The organism is Alkalihalophilus sp. As8PL, assembly GCF_040939795.1.
In the GTDB taxonomy this organism is placed as follows: domain Bacteria; phylum Bacillota; class Bacilli; order Bacillales; family Bacillaceae_D; genus Alkalihalophilus; species Alkalihalophilus lindianensis.
This window is the reverse complement of sequence record NZ_CP162551.1, coordinates 1,907,178-1,924,708: the sequence shown is the minus strand read 5'-3', so window position 1 is coordinate 1,924,708 and position 17,531 is coordinate 1,907,178. Positions and strand designations below refer to the sequence as shown.

16 protein-coding genes, 1 tRNA gene, 3 rRNA genes, 1 other RNA gene and 1 pseudogene are annotated in these 17,531 nt (G+C 43.4%); 21 read left to right on the top strand and 1 reads right to left on the bottom strand.

The window, feature by feature from the left end:
• Positions 1-82 precede the first annotated feature (82 nt).
• From AB3N04_RS11340 to rsmI, 21 genes and pseudogenes are all read left to right on the top strand, one after another.
• Positions 83-175, top strand: a tRNA-Ser gene (locus AB3N04_RS11340).
• 72 nt (positions 176-247) lie between these two features.
• Complete coding sequence (gene tadA / locus AB3N04_RS11335) at positions 248-736, top strand: tRNA adenosine(34) deaminase TadA (protein WP_368502914.1); 489 nt, start codon at positions 248-250, stop codon at positions 734-736.
• Positions 737-819: 83 nt separating this feature from the next.
• An RNA gene (gene ffs, locus AB3N04_RS11330) (signal recognition particle sRNA large type) lies at positions 820-1,085 on the top strand.
• Between the two features lie 151 nt (positions 1,086-1,236).
• On the top strand, positions 1,237-2,919 hold the full coding sequence (dnaX, locus tag AB3N04_RS11325) for a DNA polymerase III subunit gamma/tau (RefSeq protein WP_368502913.1): 1,683 nt from the start codon (positions 1,237-1,239) through the stop codon (positions 2,917-2,919).
• A gap of 17 nt (positions 2,920-2,936) precedes the next feature.
• Complete coding sequence (locus AB3N04_RS11320; RefSeq protein WP_317123916.1) at positions 2,937-3,248, top strand: YbaB/EbfC family nucleoid-associated protein; 312 nt, start codon at positions 2,937-2,939, stop codon at positions 3,246-3,248.
• Positions 3,249-3,259: 11 nt separating this feature from the next.
• The gene (gene recR, locus AB3N04_RS11315) at positions 3,260-3,856 is read left to right on the top strand and encodes a recombination mediator RecR (protein ID WP_047973662.1); all 597 of its coding nucleotides are present in this window, start codon (positions 3,260-3,262) and stop codon (positions 3,854-3,856) included.
• A 15-nt stretch (positions 3,857-3,871) separates the two neighbouring features.
• Positions 3,872-4,099, top strand: a complete 228-nt coding sequence (locus tag AB3N04_RS11310; protein WP_368502912.1) for a YaaL family protein — start codon at positions 3,872-3,874, stop codon at positions 4,097-4,099.
• A gap of 63 nt (positions 4,100-4,162) precedes the next feature.
• A complete protein-coding gene (locus AB3N04_RS11305; protein ID WP_368502911.1) occupies positions 4,163-4,426 on the top strand; it encodes a pro-sigmaK processing inhibitor BofA family protein in 264 nt (87 codons plus the stop codon).
• A gap of 380 nt (positions 4,427-4,806) precedes the next feature.
• Positions 4,807-6,358 (top strand): 16S ribosomal RNA (locus tag AB3N04_RS11300).
• 242 nt (positions 6,359-6,600) lie between these two features.
• A 23S ribosomal RNA gene (locus AB3N04_RS11295) occupies positions 6,601-9,540 on the top strand.
• A 62-nt stretch (positions 9,541-9,602) separates the two neighbouring features.
• Positions 9,603-9,718: ribosomal RNA gene (gene rrf / locus AB3N04_RS11290) — 5S ribosomal RNA — on the top strand.
• Together the 16S, 23S and 5S rRNA genes form the textbook arrangement of a ribosomal RNA operon.
• 510 nt (positions 9,719-10,228) lie before the next feature.
• Positions 10,229-10,456: a sigma factor G inhibitor Gin gene (locus AB3N04_RS11285; RefSeq protein ID WP_368506032.1), complete on the top strand. Its 228-nt coding sequence runs from the start codon at positions 10,229-10,231 to the stop codon at positions 10,454-10,456.
• A gap of 137 nt (positions 10,457-10,593) precedes the next feature.
• Complete coding sequence (locus AB3N04_RS11280; RefSeq protein WP_368502910.1) at positions 10,594-12,045, top strand: aminotransferase class I/II-fold pyridoxal phosphate-dependent enzyme; 1,452 nt, start codon at positions 10,594-10,596, stop codon at positions 12,043-12,045.
• Positions 12,042-12,726, top strand: a pseudogene (gene tmk / locus AB3N04_RS11275) (dTMP kinase). Before AB3N04_RS11280 ends, tmk begins: the two are co-directional and overlap by 4 nt.
• The gene (locus AB3N04_RS11270) at positions 12,695-13,024 is read left to right on the top strand and encodes a cyclic-di-AMP receptor (RefSeq protein ID WP_047972799.1); all 330 of its coding nucleotides are present in this window, start codon (positions 12,695-12,697) and stop codon (positions 13,022-13,024) included. Before tmk ends, AB3N04_RS11270 begins: the two are co-directional and overlap by 32 nt.
• A 15-nt stretch (positions 13,025-13,039) precedes the next feature.
• Entirely contained in the window at positions 13,040-14,029 is a 990-nt protein-coding gene (gene holB / locus AB3N04_RS11265) for a DNA polymerase III subunit delta' (protein WP_368502909.1), read from the top strand.
• 4 nt (positions 14,030-14,033) lie between these two features.
• Positions 14,034-14,861 (top strand): stage 0 sporulation family protein, encoded by an 828-nt coding sequence (locus AB3N04_RS11260; protein ID WP_047972801.1) that lies wholly within the window; start codon positions 14,034-14,036, stop codon positions 14,859-14,861.
• 15 nt (positions 14,862-14,876) lie between these two features.
• Positions 14,877-15,224: a DNA replication initiation control protein YabA gene (gene yabA, locus AB3N04_RS11255; RefSeq protein ID WP_047972802.1), complete on the top strand. Its 348-nt coding sequence runs from the start codon at positions 14,877-14,879 to the stop codon at positions 15,222-15,224.
• A gap of 87 nt (positions 15,225-15,311) precedes the next feature.
• Entirely contained in the window at positions 15,312-16,049 is a 738-nt protein-coding gene (locus tag AB3N04_RS11250) for a tRNA1(Val) (adenine(37)-N6)-methyltransferase (protein WP_368502908.1), read from the top strand.
• Complete coding sequence (locus tag AB3N04_RS11245; protein WP_317123853.1) at positions 16,049-16,318, top strand: GIY-YIG nuclease family protein; 270 nt, start codon at positions 16,049-16,051, stop codon at positions 16,316-16,318. The genes AB3N04_RS11250 and AB3N04_RS11245 overlap by 1 nt, the downstream gene beginning before the upstream one ends.
• The gene (rsmI, locus tag AB3N04_RS11240) at positions 16,302-17,165 is read left to right on the top strand and encodes a 16S rRNA (cytidine(1402)-2'-O)-methyltransferase (protein WP_368502907.1); all 864 of its coding nucleotides are present in this window, start codon (positions 16,302-16,304) and stop codon (positions 17,163-17,165) included. The genes AB3N04_RS11245 and rsmI overlap by 17 nt, the downstream gene beginning before the upstream one ends.
• A 57-nt stretch (positions 17,166-17,222) precedes the next feature.
• Here the strand turns inward: rsmI and AB3N04_RS11235 are convergent, their stop codons facing one another.
• Positions 17,223-17,513, bottom strand: coding sequence for an AbrB/MazE/SpoVT family DNA-binding domain-containing protein (locus AB3N04_RS11235; RefSeq protein WP_047972806.1), 291 nt, complete (start codon positions 17,511-17,513; stop codon positions 17,223-17,225).
• Between the last annotated feature and the right edge of the window lie 18 nt (positions 17,514-17,531).

Genomic DNA, 17,531 nt, shown 5'->3' with positions numbered 1-17,531 from the left:
ATCATCTTTTTTTGTTTAAAAGGTTGCGTGTTGTCTCGAAACCTGATATTATATTCCTTGTCAGCAATTACATATAACACATGGAGGAATACCCAAGTCCGGCTGAAGGGATCGGTCTTGAAAACCGACAGGCGGGTTAAACCGCGCGGGGGTTCGAATCCCTCTTCCTCCGCCATATGTTAAATGACACACATCACCTTTTAGGTGGTGTTTTTTTATATCCACATTCTTAGTAGGAGTGGTGAAGATGAAAGAGCTACACGAGGGCTTTATGAGACGTGCGTTAGAAGAGGCTGATAAGGCAGAACAAATAGGAGAAGTGCCAATTGGGGCGGTCATTGTTAAAGATGGCGAGGTGATTGCTGCTGCTCATAATCGTAGAGAGTGTGACCATCAAGCGATTGCACATGCCGAATTACTAGCTATTAAAAACGCTTGTGACGTCTTAGGGAGTTGGCGATTAACTGGCTGTACCCTTTATGTGACGCTTGAACCTTGCCCGATGTGCGCTGGAGCTATTGTGCAGTCTCGTGTGGATCAAGTGGTTTACGGTGCTGTGGACCCTAAAGCGGGATGTGCAGGTACTTTGATGAACTTACTTGATGAACCTCGATTTAATCATCGTGCAGATGTGGTGTCGGGGTGCCTAGAAGAAGAGTGCGGCGAGAGATTGACTGCTTTTTTTAGAAAGCTTAGAGCTAAAAGAAAAGCAGCTAAGAGGAACGGGGCTTCCTAATTCTTACACTTGCATTTTTTAATCAAACGCTCTATACTAGGAAATGCGTCACATTAGACGCCTAAACATTGTTATTCAATTTGCCGTGCTAGGTGGGGAGGTAGCGGTGCCCTGTACCCGCAATCCGCTGTAGCGGGACTGAATCCCTTTCTGAGGTTTTGTCATCGTAAGGTCTGACCTAAGTAAGTGGTGTTGACACTTGGGTTCCACGCAACGGAAACCCGCAAACCCTGTCAGGTCCGGAAGGAAGCAGCAGTAAGTGGCCCCTTCCGTGTGCCGTGGAGTAGCCTGGGTCGAGCTAACTGCTTAGGTAACGCTTGGGGTGACACTATCGAGGAAAGGTGCACGGTATTATATATACTAAGACAACAACTACTTAATGTAGTTGTTTTTTTATTGCGTATTTTAGTGGGTGCAATGTATTTGCTAGTTTGACACTTTATTATCGTCTTTTAAATCGCTATAATATGAAGTAGTGAGTAGAAAAAGGAGTGGGAACAATGAGCTATCAAGCATTATATCGCGTATGGCGACCGCAGCAACTACGGGATGTAGTAGGACAAGAGCATATTACGAAAACGCTGCAGAATGCTTTGTTGCAAGAAAAGTTTTCCCACGCTTATTTATTTTCAGGGCCTAGAGGAACGGGTAAGACAAGTGCAGCAAAAATAATTGCTAAAGCGATTAACTGTGAGAAAGCTCCGGTGGCAGAACCTTGTAATGAGTGTGCTTCTTGCAAGGGAATTACCTCAGGTGCAATAGTAGATGTTATGGAGATTGACGCGGCTTCAAACAACGGTGTGGATGAAATTCGTGATATCAGAGATAAAGTAAAATTTGCTCCAAATGAAGTTCGTTATAAAGTGTATATTATCGATGAAGTGCATATGCTTTCAACGGGTGCATTTAATGCATTATTAAAAACCTTAGAGGAACCCCCAAGTCACGTTATTTTTATATTAGCGACTACAGAACCGCATAAAATTCCGTTAACCATTATATCGCGGTGCCAACGCTTTGATTTTAAACGGATTTCTAATCATTCGATTGTAGGTCGTATGAATGAAATTTTAGCTCATGATAGAATTGAAGTGGAAGAGGAAGCTTTAATGATGATTGCGCGTGCGGCAGATGGAGGCATGCGTGATGCTTTAAGTTTACTAGATCAAGCCATTTCCTATGCCGAAGATACATTGACGCTTGACGATGTACTTGCCATCACTGGTGCGGTCTCTGAGGGGGTGTTGGTCAAGCTTGTAGAAGCTATTGCGACTAAAGAAACCGCGGTGGCACTCGAATCCTTAGATCATCTAGTTAGGGATGGGAAAGAACCAGGGCGTATACTTGAAGATCTTATCTATTACATACGCGATTTATTATTGTGCAAAACTGCTCCGGATTCACAAGAATTATTAGAGAGGGCAGAATCGGTTGAGAAGGCAGTTACTCTTAGTGAGCAATTTGAATTTCCTTGGCTTTATCAAGCGATCGAACTATTGAACGCTTCTCAACAAGAGATGAAGTGGTCTTCGCATCCTAAAGTTATCTTGGAAATGGTTCTAATACGTTTAGTGAATCAAAGACCCGAACAAACAGAGGGTGTAAGTGGAGTAGAGTCCGAGAGAGTTCAGCAGTTGGAAACAAAGATTAGTACTCTTGAAAAAGCATTGAAACAACTTCAAGCTAGTGGGGTTGTGGGAGCGGCGGCTGACGGGAATCAACAGCCAGCTGTAAGAAGACCTAAAAAGCAAGTTCCGCAAACAAGAGTGAATACATCAAAAGTGAAAGAGCTTTTAAAAGGAGCCACAAAACAAGAGTTTCAAAAGGTGACTGGTCAGTGGGGAGCGATTATGGAGCGAGTTAAGTCTCAAAACATCCCTGCTCATGCTTGGTTAAGTGATAGTCGCCCTGTGGCTGCTTCAGAAGGCTTCATTCTTCTAGCGTTTCAAAATGAAATGCATCGTGATATGATGGATACAAAGTTCCGTCCGTTTTTAGAAGATGTGTTTCAAGACATGTTTGGCAACTCAATAACCTTTATGACATTGCTTCAAAATCAATGGGATAGGTTAAAGGAAGAATATGTTAAGGAACAACGCGGGGGCGAGCAAGAAAGCGACCCTGTGGTAGATGAGGCCCTTAAGTTAGTGGGCTCTGATCTAGTTGAAATTATCGACGGATAAACTAAGGAGGAATTACTATGAAAAACATGGGTAATATGATGAAGCAAATGCAAAAAATGCAAAAGCAAATGGCGAAGGCGCAAGAAGAGTTGAAAGAGAAAACAGTAGAAGCTACAGCTGGTGGTGGCATGGTGACTGTTATTGCTAGTGGAGATAAGCGTATTATTGATGTGAAAATCTCTGAAGATGTTGTAGATCCAGATGATATCGATATGCTTCAAGATTTAATCTTAGCTGCGACAAATGAAGCGTTAAAACAAGTAGATGAACTGGTAGAACAAGACATGGGTAAATTCACAAAAGGAATGAACATTCCAGGTATGTTCTAGGAGGTTGTACTTTGCAATATCCAGAACCGATCGCAAAGTTAATAGAAGGTTTTATGAAACTTCCGGGTATTGGACCGAAAACGGCGAGCCGTTTGGCTTTCTTTGTTCTTGATATGAAGGAAGATGATGTCCTTGATTTTGCAAAGGCTTTAGTAAATGCTAAACGAAATCTAACCTATTGCTCGGTCTGTCATAATATTACTGATACAGACCCTTGCCGCATATGTGAGGACAAACATCGTGATGAGTCCATGGTATGTGTGGTCCAAGACGCAAAAGATGTTATCGCAATGGAGAAAATGAAGGACTACCGTGGGAAATACCATATATTACACGGGGCGATTTCTCCTATGGATGGAGTTGGACCAGAGGACATCAAAATCCCGGAATTATTAAAACGACTGCAGGATGACACGATTCAAGAAGTGATCATAGCTACAAACCCTACTATTGAAGGGGAAGCAACTGCTATGTATATTTCTCGTTTAGTGAAGCCTACAGGTATTAAGGTGACCAGGATTGCGCATGGATTGCCAGTAGGTGGAGATCTCGAGTATGCGGATGAGGTTACATTGTCTAGAGCGATAGAAGGAAGACGTGAATTATAGATCAAGGGGGACGTTATGTTTTTTCGGAAAAAAGGAAGATTACGAAAAGAAGAAAACGATCGTCTACTAAGGTCTATTGAAGCGATGAAGGATCGTTTAGATAGCGAGAAACATTTTGTATCTCATAGTGTGGATCCATCGGATGATGTACTTGCAAAGATGAAGGCATCGGAGTCCGTATATACTTTTTTATTAAGAGAAGCGAGAACTCAAAAGATGCGAAAGAACAAGCTTGCAAGATAGCTTGTTCTTTTTTTATTTTCTCTAGCATAAATTAAAGAAAAGACAAGCATATGAGGTGATTCAATGGATCCGATCCTAGTTATCGCTATCTTAGCAGGGCTTGTAATCCTATTGTTAACGATAGGAGCCCCGCTAAAGCCACTTCGATTTATTGGGCAAATAGCTGTAAAGGTAGTCATAGGAGCCCTATTATTATTCTTTGTAAATGCATTTGGCTCGTTCTTTGCTTTTCATATTCCTATTAATGGTGTAACAGCTCTAGTGTCTGGAGTTCTAGGGCTGCCTGGTTTGCTTTTATTAATAGTAACCAAGCAATTTATATTGTAAGAAGAGGCAAGGGCGATCTAAAAAGAGACCCCTTGCCTTTTTATATGGTGAATTCAGGAGAAGGTTCCTCGAGCCTGTCTTTCGTAGGAGGAGTCTTTTTTAAAATTTATTTTAAAAAGACTTGCGCTCATTATAGATAATATGTTATATTATTACTTGTCGCTGAGACGAACCACAACAACGCAAACACAACAACTTGAAAAAAGATGTTGACGGAACGTTGCTGTGATGGTATATTAGTTAAGTCGCCAACGAGCGACGGACGAAAAAGTTCTTTGAAAACTGAACAAAAGCCAAGCGAAATAGAGATACATGATATCTCGTCAATTTTTAAAACAAGATGCTAGCGTATCTTATGTAAGTGAGCTTAATCAAACACTTTTATGGAGAGTTTGATCCTGGCTCAGGACGAACGCTGGCGGCGTGCCTAATACATGCAAGTCGAGCGGACTGATGGGAGCTTGCTCCCTGATGTTAGCGGCGGACGGGTGAGTAACACGTGGGCAACCTACCTGTAAGACTGGGATAACTCCGGGAAACCGGGGCTAATACCGGATAACCCGTTCCTCCTCATGGAGGGACGGTAAAAGATGGCTTCTTGCTATCACTTACAGATGGGCCCGCGGCGCATTAGCTAGTTGGTAAGGTAATGGCTTACCAAGGCGACGATGCGTAGCCGACCTGAGAGGGTGATCGGCCACACTGGGACTGAGACACGGCCCAGACTCCTACGGGAGGCAGCAGTAGGGAATCTTCCGCAATGGACGAAAGTCTGACGGAGCAACGCCGCGTGAGTGATGAAGGTTTTCGGATCGTAAAGCTCTGTTGTTAGGGAAGAACAAGTGCCGTTCGAATAGGGCGGCACCTTGACGGTACCTAACCAGAAAGCCACGGCTAACTACGTGCCAGCAGCCGCGGTAATACGTAGGTGGCAAGCGTTGTCCGGAATTATTGGGCGTAAAGCGCGCGCAGGCGGTCTTTTAAGTCTGATGTGAAAGCCCACGGCTCAACCGTGGAGGGTCATTGGAAACTGGGAGACTTGAGTACAGAAGAGGAGAGTGGAATTCCACGTGTAGCGGTGAAATGCGTAGATATGTGGAGGAACACCAGTGGCGAAGGCGACTCTCTGGTCTGTAACTGACGCTGAGGCGCGAAAGCGTGGGGAGCAAACAGGATTAGATACCCTGGTAGTCCACGCCGTAAACGATGAGTGCTAGGTGTTAGGGGTTTCGATGCCCTTAGTGCCGAAGTTAACACATTAAGCACTCCGCCTGGGGAGTACGACCGCAAGGTTGAAACTCAAAGGAATTGACGGGGGCCCGCACAAGCAGTGGAGCATGTGGTTTAATTCGAAGCAACGCGAAGAACCTTACCAGGTCTTGACATCCTTTGACAACCCTAGAGATAGGGCTTTCCCCTTCAGGGGACAAAGTGACAGGTGGTGCATGGTTGTCGTCAGCTCGTGTCGTGAGATGTTGGGTTAAGTCCCGCAACGAGCGCAACCCTTGATCTTAGTTGCCAGCATTCAGTTGGGCACTCTAAGGTGACTGCCGGTGACAAACCGGAGGAAGGTGGGGACGACGTCAAATCATCATGCCCCTTATGACCTGGGCTACACACGTGCTACAATGGATGGTACAAAGGGCTGCAAAACCGCGAGGTTGAGCGAATCCCATAAAGCCATTCTCAGTTCGGATTGTAGGCTGCAACTCGCCTACATGAAGCCGGAATTGCTAGTAATCGCGGATCAGCATGCCGCGGTGAATACGTTCCCGGGCCTTGTACACACCGCCCGTCACACCACGAGAGTTTGTAACACCCGAAGTCGGTGAGGTAACCTTTTGGAGCCAGCCGCCTAAGGTGGGACAGATGATTGGGGTGAAGTCGTAACAAGGTAGCCGTATCGGAAGGTGCGGCTGGATCACCTCCTTTCTATGGAGTATTTAACTCTAGTCGATATATGATCTTACGATCATATACGCTTTGGTCTTTTGTTCAGTTTTGAAGGAACTATCCTTCAATTAAATACTAATTCTCACCAAGTTGAGTAAGAGTTAGTACTTGGTTCTTTGAAAACTAGATAATGAAATGTAAACATGAAATGTTCATCGGACTCTTTAAATAGAGAAGATTGAACGAGCATGTCAAGAATTCAACAACCTTTTTTAAATGTTGGTTAAGTTAGAAAGGGCGCACGGTGAATGCCTTGGCACTAGGAGCCGAAGAAGGACGCGACGAACGGCGAAACGCCTCGGGGAGCTGTAAGTGAGCTTTGATCCGAGGATATCCGAATGGGGGAACCCACTATTCGTAATGGAATAGTACCCATGCCTGAATACATAGGGCATGAGGAGGCAGACCTGGGGAACTGAAACATCTAAGTACCCAGAGGAAGAGAAAGCAAATGCGATTACCTGAGTAGCGGCGAGCGAAACGGTAACAGCCCAAACCAAGAGGCTTGCCTCTTGGGGTTGTAGGACACTCTATACGGAGTTACAAAGAAATAGGATAGGCGAAGCGATCTGGAAAGATCCGCGAGACAAGGTAACAGCCCTGTAGTCGAAATTCTATTTCCTCCAGAGTGGATCCTGAGTACGGCGGGACACGTGAAACCCCGTCGGAATCCGGGAGGACCATCTCCCAAGGCTAAATACTCCCTAGTGACCGATAGTGAACCAGTACCGTGAGGGAAAGGTGAAAAGCACCCCGGAAGGGGAGTGAAACAGATCCTGAAACCGTGTGCCTACAACTAGTTGGAGCCCGTTAATGGGTGACAGCGTGCCTTTTGTAGAATGAACCGGCGAGTTACGATGTCGTGCAAGGTTAAGCTGATAAGGCGGAGCCGTAGCGAAAGCGAGTCTGAATAGGGCGCATGAGTACGCCGTCGTAGACCCGAAACCGTGTGATCTACCCATGTCCAGGGTGAAGTTCAGGTAACACTGAATGGAGGCCCGAACCCACGCATGTTGAAAAATGCGGGGATGAGGTGTGGGTAGGGGTGAAATGCCAATCGAACTCGGAAATAGCTGGTTCTCCCCGAAATAGCTTTAGGGCTAGCCTCGAGGTTGAGAGTTTTGGAGGTAGAGCACTGATTGGACTAGGGGTCCCCACAGGATTACCGAATTCAGTCAAACTCCGAATGCCAAAAACTTTTACTCGGGAGTCAGACTGCGAGTGCTAAGATCCGTAGTCAAGAGGGAAACAGCCCAGACCATCAGCTAAGGTCCCAAAGTATACGTTAAGTGGAAAAGGATGTGGAGTTGCCCAGACAACCAGGATGTTGGCTTAGAAGCAGCCACCATTTAAAGAGTGCGTAATAGCTCACTGGTCGAGTGACTCTGCGCCGAAAATGTACCGGGGCTAAACGTATCACCGAAGCTATGGATTGACACCTTAGGTGTCAGTGGTAGGGGAGCGTTCTAAGTGCTGCGAAGTCAGACCGAGAGGACTGGTGGAGCGCTTAGAAGTGAGAATGCCGGTATGAGTAGCGAAAAGAGGGGTGAGAATCCCCTCCGTCGAAAGCCCAAGGTTTCCTGAGGAAGGCTCGTCCGCTCAGGGTAAGTCGGGACCTAAGCCGAGGCTGAAAAGCGTAGGCGATGGACAACAGGTTGAAATTCCTGTACCACCTCCTCACCGTTTGAGTAATGGGGGGACGCAGAAAGGTAGGGTAAGCGCACTGATGGATATGTGCGTCCAAGCAATTAGGCTGAGAAGTAGGTAAATCCGCTTCTCGTGAAGGCTGAGTTGTGATGGCGAGGGAAATTTAGTACCGAAGTTCCTGATCCTACACTGCCAAGAAAAGCCTCTAGCGAGGTGAGAGGTGCCCGTACCGCAAACCGACACAGGTAGGCGAGAAGAGAATTCTAAGACGCTCGGGAGAACTCTCGTTAAGGAACTCGGCAAAATGACCCCGTAACTTCGGGAGAAGGGGTGCTCTATTAGGGTGTATGCCCGAGAGAGCCGCAGTGAAAAGATCCAAGCGACTGTTTAGCAAAAACACAGGTCTCTGCGAAGCCGCAAGGCGAAGTATAGGGGCTGACACCTGCCCGGTGCTGGAAGGTTAAGAGGAGGGGTTATCCCTTACGGGAGAAGCTCTGAATTGAAGCCCCAGTAAACGGCGGCCGTAACTATAACGGTCCTAAGGTAGCGAAATTCCTTGTCGGGTAAGTTCCGACCCGCACGAATGGTGTAACGACTTGGATACTGTCTCAACGAGAGACCCGGTGAAATTATAGTACCTGTGAAGATGCAGGTTACCCGCGACAGGACGGAAAGACCCCATGGAGCTTTACTGTAGCTTGATATTGGATGTTGGTACAGTTTGTACAGGATAGGTAGGAGCCTTGGAAGTCGGAGCGCCAGCTTCGATGGAGGCGTCGGTGGGATACTACCCTGACTGTGCTGACATTCTAACCTCGAACCGTGATCCGGTTCAGGGACAGTGTCAGGTGGGCAGTTTGACTGGGGCGGTCGCCTCCTAAACAGTAACGGAGGCGCCCAAAGGTTCCCTCAGAATGGTTGGAAATCATTCGAAGAGTGCAAAGGCATAAGGGAGCTTGACTGCGAGACCTACAAGTCGAGCAGGGACGAAAGTCGGGCTTAGTGATCCGGTGGTTCCGCATGGAAGGGCCATCGCTCAACGGATAAAAGCTACCCTGGGGATAACAGGCTTATCTCCCCCAAGAGTCCACATCGACGGGGAGGTTTGGCACCTCGATGTCGGCTCATCGCATCCTGGGGCTGAAGTAGGTCCCAAGGGTTGGGCTGTTCGCCCATTAAAGCGGTACGCGAGCTGGGTTCAGAACGTCGTGAGACAGTTCGGTCCCTATCCGTCGCGGGCGTAGGAAATTTGAGAGGAGCTGTCCTTAGTACGAGAGGACCGGGATGGACACACCGCTGGTGTACCAGTTGTTCCGCCAGGAGCATCGCTGGGTAGCTACGTGTGGACGGGATAAGTGCTGAAAGCATCTAAGCATGAAGCCCCCCTCAAGATGAGATTTCCCATGGAGTTAATCCAGTAAGACCCCTTAGAGATGATGAGGTTGATAGGTCTGGTGTGGAAGCGTGGTGACACGTGGAGCTGACAGATACTAATCGGTCGAGGACTTATCCAAATTATTCTTGACACATGTTTACACATTATCTAGTTTTGAGAGAACCACTCTCAATTAAATAGTCTGGTGGCGATAGCAAAGAGGTCACACCCGTTCCCATGCCGAACACGGTCGTTAAGCTCTTTTGCGCCGATGGTAGTTGGGGGCTTCCCCCTGTGAGAGTAGGACGTTGCCAGGCGATCAAGCATTCCATTTATGGAATGCTTTTTTTGATGCATAAAGAGTAGAGAAGGCGCTAAAGAGCTTACTGGTCCGAAGGAACAGCAACTTCTTTGATTACTTCGTAGGATTCGCCGTGAAAAAGCTTCCATGAGAAACATCGTGCCTTTCCCCTTGTGAGACGAGTTCTTTCTCTTCGTGAGCCTTCGTGAAGAGCTCTGGAGCAAAGCGGCATGTAGAACCATCCCCGAAGAAGAAAAAGAAGGAGCCAGGACGTTTCCAGGCACCTAAAACCATTCCTTATCGGAATGGTTTTTTTGATGTATAAAGAGTATAAAGGCGCAATTGAGCTTACTGGTCCTAAGCAGTATCGTTGAAAGACACTTCATGCCCAGGTAATAAAGTATTCAATTATTATCTGTGAGTGGATAGGCACAGAGCAGGGTTTACTTGAATAGAGTGAATATAGAAATGATTCGACTGATTATGAGCATATCTGAGAGTATAAAGAATCTATACTGTGCCGACAATGAAGCTAGAGGTGATGAGGATGAAACAAACTAGAGTCATTCATGTACGGCTAGGGGAAAAGTGTATGTGTTGTAATCAAGTGGGGAATGAAGGTTTGCATGTATTTAAGTCATTTATCTGCCATTTGTGTGAAAAGGAGATAGTGGGAGTAGAGTGTGAGCAAGAGCATTACCAGCACTATATATCAAACTTACGAGATATTCTTCCTTCAGAAAAGCATAGGTAAAACCTTTAAAAGAACTGATTCTAACAATCGCATCACTAGTTAAGTGGCTGCTTGTTGGGATTAGTTTTTTTGTATAATAAGGAGCAAGGGCATAGTAGTCTTGTTTCTTTTATAATAAAAGAAAGGAGTGAGCGAAGTTGAAACATAAATATACAAAGACTCCATTAATTGATGCGATTCAAGCACATTTTAAAAGAGAGCCTATTTCATTACATGTACCAGGGCACAAGAATGGTGAACTTTTTCATTCATCGTTAATAGAAGATTTTAAGCATGTACATAAATACGATGTGACCGAACTTGAAGGTCTTGATGATCTTCATAATGCTACAGGAGCGATACATGAAGCCGAGCAAGCAGCTGCCCAGTTTTATCATGCTGGAGAGACATTGTTCTTAGTAGGGGGATCCACTGTCGGGAACTTAGCGATGGTAAAAGGATTATGTGAGCAACAAGATCAAATATTAATCCAGCGTAATAGTCACAAATCATTGTTTAATGCAATAGAATTATTCCAAGTAGAGCCTATCTTTTTGACCCCAGAATTAGAGAAAGAAACAGGTCATGCGTTAGGTCCTTCAATCAAAACAGTAGAAAGAGCAGTTCAACAATATCCCGAAGCCAAAGCTTTATTTTTAACGTATCCGACTTATTATGGTGCAACGTATGAATTAAAACAGATCATAAAAGTCGCTCATGAGGCAGGGATGCTTGTTTGTGTTGATGAGGCGCATGGTGCTCATTTTGTATTAGGAGGACCATTTCCACCTTCTGCCCTTCAGTTAGGAGCAGATATTGTCGTTCAGTCTGCGCATAAAATGCTTCCTGCCCTTACAATGGGTTCTTACTTACATTTTCATCATAATTTAGCGAGTGATAGTAAATCCAAAATAAAAAAAGTATTAACCATGCTGCAATCGAGCAGTCCATCTTATTTAATAATGGCTGCCCTAGATGGAGCTAGGGCTTATACAGAAGAAATAGTACAAGAAGATATTGATATCATGCTTGCAGGAGTTCAATCATTTATTAACGAATTAGCTACTATTCCGCAATTAAAAGTCATTAAAAGAGAGAGCTCTCCCTATTCTTCAGATCCTTTAAAGGTTACAATAAAGTCATGTACAACTTTAACGGGATTTGAATTACAAAGGCTATTTTATGATGCTGGTGTAGATGTTGAGCTAGCTGATGATATGCATCTATTACTAGTCTTTGGTTTAACATTTAATAAGAAAATACCAGAAATCATTAATCGAATCAAAAAAGCCGTTTCATCGTATGCCGTCATTGATAAGGAAAACAAGGTGGTAGAAACAGAGAAGAAAATCTCTATGTTGCACGTGGCTCCGCATCAAATGAAAAAGTTCGAGACCAAGAAGTTAAAGGTGGAGCAAGCAGAGGGGTGTATAGCGGCTGAAGCGATTATTCCGTATCCACCGGGTATACCACTCATCTTCCCTGGTGAGAAAGTAGATAATGAAGTAGTGAAAGATCTAAAGAAGTTATATGAAGCGGGAGCAATCTTTCAAGGAACGAACCCCGTTGTAAATGGATTAGAGGTAATAGAGTTGGAGGAAGTCGAATGAAAGAAGGACTGTTTATTACCATTGAAGGTGGAGAAGGAGCAGGGAAAACCACAATCGTCGATAAAATAGAAGAAGATTTTAAGACACGTGGCATTGATGTTGTGCGAACAAGAGAGCCTGGTGGGATTCGCATAGCTGAACGGATACGTGAAGTAATTCTTGATGTGGAGCATACAGAAATGGATGCAAGAACAGAAGCATTATTATATGCAGCAGCAAGAAGACAACATCTTGTTGAGAAAGTATTACCTGCTCTTAAACAAGGAAAAGTAGTTATTTGTGACCGATTTATTGATAGTAGTCTTGCCTATCAAGGGCATGCTAGAGGAATTGGGTTCAACGATGTTCTTGCAATTAATGAATTTGCGATCGAAGGCCATTTTCCTGATTTAACCTTATACTTTGAAATAGATCCCGAGATTGGTCTTGCTAGGATAAAAAGAAGTGGCACGCGTGAGGTAAATCGATTAGATCAAGAAGTCTTTGACTTTCACGAAAAAGTGAAAGTGGGCTATGAAAAAGTAATCGAGGAGCACCCTGATCGGATTGCTATTATTAATGCCAATCAAGACATAGAGGCAGTTTTTTGCGATGCGATGAAAATGATTAATACATTTCTAAGCACCTCACAAAATAAGGAGTGATCAAAATGAAATTAATTATTGCTGTGGTCCAAGATAAAGATAGTAATCGTTTGTCTGATGCTCTAGTAAAAGCCAACTACAGAGCGACGAAGCTAGCAAGTACTGGGGGCTTTTTAAAGGCTGGTAATACAACTTTCTTAATTGGTACAGAAGATGAACACATTGATGAGGTCAAAGAGATCATCAAGAAAAATTGCCAAAGTCGCGATCAACTAGTAGCTCCGATTTCTCCGATGGGTGGAAATGCTGATTCCTATGTGCCTTATCCCGTTGAAGTGCAAGTGGGGGGAGCAACTGTATTTGTTCTTCCGGTTGAGCAATTTGAACAATTTTAAGGGTGATAGAACAAGATGGAATCATGGATTGAATTAAAAAAGAACCAGCCTAAAGTCGTACAATTACTTCAACGTAGCTTATCAAAAAACCGGTTGGCACATGCTTACTTATTTGAGGGAAGCAAAGGGATAGGAAAAAAACGTGTTGCGATTCAATTAGCGAAGAGCTTCTTATGTAAGGAAAGAGAGGGTGCTGAGCCTTGTCAAGTATGCGTAGATTGTAAGCGAATTGATCATGGAAACCATCCAGATGTGCATATGATAGAGCCAGATGGACTATCCATTAAAAAGCAACAGGTTGAGCATTTGCAAAAGGAATTTACGTATCGTGGTGTGGAATCAGGTAAAAAAGTATATCTTGTTTCAGAAGCGGATAAAATGACGGCAAGTGCGGCAAATAGCTTACTTAAATTTTTAGAAGAACCTTCTGCTCCTACTTTAGCAATCTTAATGACTGAACGAGCAGGTAATGTCTTGCCTACTATTCAATCGCGTAGCCAACAGTTAAGCTTTTCACCATTGTCAAAAGAAATATTTATAAATCTTCTAGAAAAAGAAGGAAATACAAAGGCGCTAAGTACGCTGATTGCCAGTCTAACTTCAAGTTATGAAGAGGCAATTGCACTTATCGAGTCAGATTGGATTGCACAAGCACGAAGCGTAGTGATACAATTAAATGAAGAGCTTTATGAGAGGCCACATCAAGTGTTCTTAACAATTCAGGATAAATGGGTTCCTACATTTAAAGAACGCCGTGAACTTGAGCTTGGTCTTGATATGATTCTCTTATGGTTGAGAGACCTTTTATATACACAGGTTGGCAAAACCGATCAATTGGTTTTTGTTGATCAACAGACGTTGCTAGAGCAGCAAGCCCTCTCTAGCTCGCAGGAGAAAACGAGTCAAAACATGTCTTTTGTACTCGAAGCAAAGCGCCATCTAAGCGCCAATGTGAATCCGCAGCTGGTGATGGAGAAGTTGTTCTTTAGCATACAGGAGGGATAGACGGTTGCATCAAGTCGTAGGCGTCCGTTTTAAGAAAGCGGGCAAAATCTATTACTTCTCCCCAGGTAGCTTAGAACTAGATAATGGAGAAGCTGTCATTGTGGAAACATCACGTGGTGTGGAGTATGGACGGGTTGTAATCGGTGTAAAGTCAGTAGGAGAACAAGATGTCGTTCTACCTTTAAAGCAAGTTATCCGGATTGCAACAGAGAAAGATCGCTTAACCGTCCAAGAAAACCGCGAACAAGCCCAAAAGGCATTTGATGTTTGCACAGATAAAATTAATGAACATCAACTTGATATGAAATTAGTTGATGTTGAATATACATTTGATCGTAATAAAGTACTATTTTATTTTACAGCTGATGGACGAATTGACTTTAGAGAACTAGTCAAAGATCTAGCAGCGGTGTTTAGAACGCGTATTGAATTACGTCAAATTGGAGTCCGAGATGAGGCGAAAATGCTCGGAGGAATTGGTCCGTGTGGTAGAGTACTTTGTTGTTCATCATTCTTAGGTGATTTTGAGCCGGTTTCCATTAAAATGGCGAAGGATCAAAACTTATCACTGAACCCTGCTAAGATCTCTGGATTATGCGGGCGTTTAATGTGTTGCTTAAAGTACGAAAATGATATGTATGAGTCAGCTAAAAAAGAATTACCTGACATCGGAAAACATATTAAAACTCCACATGGAAAAGGCAAAGTAGTTGGGCTGAATTTGCTTGAGCGACTTGTTCAAGTTGATTTACTTGAGGGAGAAGGGGTTCTTGAATTCACTATTGATGAAATCATGAATCACAAAGTCGCAGCAGCTGAAGCCACAGAATAAAGAGGTGGGAGCTACGTGGAGAAAAAGGCAATCTTTCAAAAGGTAAGTCAAATTGAAGAACGGATCGGAGAGCTTCATCATGAACTACGTGGCTTGAAGAAACAGCTCGCCCACTTAATAGAAGAAAATCATTATATGCAAATAGAAAATGATAACTTAAGAAAAAGACTCGATGCTGAGGCAGAGCGAGTGGAAGAACTTCCAAAAAATCAAGGACGGAAGCATCCGATTGTAGGGGAAGGCTATGATAATCTAGCTCGTCTTTATCAAGAGGGATTTCATGTCTGTAATACACATTATGGTAGCATCCGTTCTGATGGTGATGATTGCCTCTTTTGTTTATCATTTTTGCATCATAAGTAAGTTGAAGTACGATCTTAGAAAAGGCCTTCCGTCTTAATAGGAAGGTCTTTTGTTTACATATAAAGAAATGAAAGGTAGTTGGGTAGCTTGAAGAAGTTATATGAGGATGAGCGGATCGATTATATAGCAGGAACAGAATTAAGAGTTATTCAGAGCCCTGCTGTTTTTTCATTTTCAATAGATGCCATTTTGCTCGCCCGCTTTACATACGTTCCTATTCAAAAGGGTACCATTCTAGATTTGTGTACGGGCAATGGAGTTGTCCCTCTTGTATTATCTACACGCTCAAAGGCGAAGATGATAGGAGTAGAGATTCAAGAGAGGTTATTTGATATGGCATGCCGAAATGGAAAAATGAATGAGCTTGAACATCAACTCTATTTTGAGCATGCCGACTTAAATGAATTACCTAATACCATAAAAAAGAATAGCTTTGATGTTGTGACATGCAACCCTCCTTATTTTGAAACAATCACAGAGGAAGAGCGTAATAAAAGTCTTCATCTGGCGATTGCGAGGCATGAAATTCACTGTACATTAGACGATGTTATTCGCACGTGCAGCCAGTATGTCAGGCAAAAAGGGAAAGTAACAATTGTACACAGGCCAGAGCGGTTAAGTGATATCATTACGTTAATGAAGAAATACAGAATTGAACCGAAAAGAATGCAGCTTGTTCATCCTAAGGCAGGAAAAGAAGCGAATATTGTTTTAATAGAAGGCATTAAGGATGGTCGCTCTGGGTTAAAGTGCTTACCTTCCTTAACTGTATATAGTGAGGACGGGGAGTATACAAAAGAATTTAAAGAGGTGTATATAGGGTAATGGGTCACTACGTCTATATTCTTGAATGCCGAGATTGTAGTTGGTATACAGGTTATACCACCGACGTCAAACGACGAATAGGGATGCATGAGGATGGTAGAGGTGCAAAGTATACGAGAGGGCGTGGACCCTTTACACTTAAGTACGTCGAGAAATTCGAAACGAAAAAGCAAGCACTTCAGGTAGAATATGCAATCAAAAAATTAAATAGAAAGCAGAAAGAACGTTACGTTCTAGAGAGTGGTGAGAACAATGAAGCAACAAGCTAGTTTTAGAGAAGAGACTGAAGTAGGGTCAATTTATTTAGTCCCAACACCTATAGGTAATTTAGAAGACATGACGTTTCGTGCTATCCGAACATTAAAAGAAGCGGATATGATTGCAGCAGAAGATACAAGACAATCAAAAAAGCTATGTAACCATTTTGACATCACAACGCCTCTTGTGCGATATGACGAACACAATAAGGATAAAGCTGGACATATGCTGATTGAGAAGGTGAAAGAAGGAAAGTCAGTTGCTCTAGTTAGTGATGCGGGGATGCCTGCTATATCAGATCCTGGTCATGATATTGTCAAACTCGCTATTACAGAAGAGATCCCTGTCATTGCCTTACCTGGTGCAAATGCTGCCCTAACCAGTCTAGTCGCTTCAGGACTTAATACAGAGCAGTTTTATTTTGTGGGGTTTCTGCCTCGTCAAAAAAAACATCGGTATGAAGCGTTAGAGGAATTAAAATCAATGAGGGCCACATTAATGTTCTATGAAGCCCCACATCGCTTAAAAGAAACAATTGAAGCACTTTTTACTGCATTTGGAAATCGACGTATTAGTATTTGCCGAGAGCTTACAAAGAAATTTGAGGAGTATCAACGGGGAACGTTAGAAGAAGCATTAGTATGGTGTGAAAATGGTATGGTAAAAGGCGAGTTCTGCTTGATTGTAGAAGGAGCAACAGAGGATATCGAGGAAGAAAAATGGTGGGATAACTTAGAGCTAACTCAGCATGTTGAACATTATATCGCCCTAGGAATGACTTCAAAGGCTGCTATTAAACAAGTGTCTACAGACCGTAATCTTCAAAAAAGAGAAGTATATCAAGCTTATCATCAATAAATGTTGACCAAACAAAAAAGACTCTGATCTATTCAGAGTCTTTTATCAAAAGAAGAATTAAGATTGAGTTGAACGAGATACGTAATCTTGTAATTCTTTAATAATATCTTGTGCACCTTGTGGGCTAAGAATGATTTTTCCACCTGCAATTGAAAGGTTATCATCATTAACTTCACCAGTGATTTGGCAAGTCATGTTTGGCTTATATTTCTTTAAGATGATGCGATCGTTATCAACGTAGATCTCAAGTGCATCCTTCTCAGCAATATCAAGTGTGCGGCGTAGCTCAATTGGTATAACTACACGACCTAATTCATCAACTTTACGTACAATACCTGTAGATTTCATTATGAATCGTCTCCTCTC

Coding starts and splice junctions, on each gene's coding strand:
- AB3N04_RS11305 (WP_368502911.1), top strand. CDS start 4,163: ATGGATCCGATCCTAGTTATCGCTATCTTAGCAGGGCTTGTAATCCTA.
- AB3N04_RS11285 (WP_368506032.1), top strand. CDS start 10,229: ATGAAGCTAGAGGTGATGAGGATGAAACAAACTAGAGTCATTCATGTA.
- AB3N04_RS11235 (WP_047972806.1), bottom strand. CDS start 17,513: ATGAAATCTACAGGTATTGTACGTAAAGTTGATGAATTAGGTCGTGTA.
- dnaX (WP_368502913.1), top strand. CDS start 1,237: ATGAGCTATCAAGCATTATATCGCGTATGGCGACCGCAGCAACTACGG.
- AB3N04_RS11310 (WP_368502912.1), top strand. CDS start 3,872: ATGTTTTTTCGGAAAAAAGGAAGATTACGAAAAGAAGAAAACGATCGT.
- AB3N04_RS11320 (WP_317123916.1), top strand. CDS start 2,937: ATGAAAAACATGGGTAATATGATGAAGCAAATGCAAAAAATGCAAAAG.
- rsmI (WP_368502907.1), top strand. CDS start 16,302: ATGAAGCAACAAGCTAGTTTTAGAGAAGAGACTGAAGTAGGGTCAATT.
- tadA (WP_368502914.1), top strand. CDS start 248: ATGAAAGAGCTACACGAGGGCTTTATGAGACGTGCGTTAGAAGAGGCT.
- AB3N04_RS11245 (WP_317123853.1), top strand. CDS start 16,049: ATGGGTCACTACGTCTATATTCTTGAATGCCGAGATTGTAGTTGGTAT.
- AB3N04_RS11270 (WP_047972799.1), top strand. CDS start 12,695: ATGAAATTAATTATTGCTGTGGTCCAAGATAAAGATAGTAATCGTTTG.
- holB (WP_368502909.1), top strand. CDS start 13,040: ATGGAATCATGGATTGAATTAAAAAAGAACCAGCCTAAAGTCGTACAA.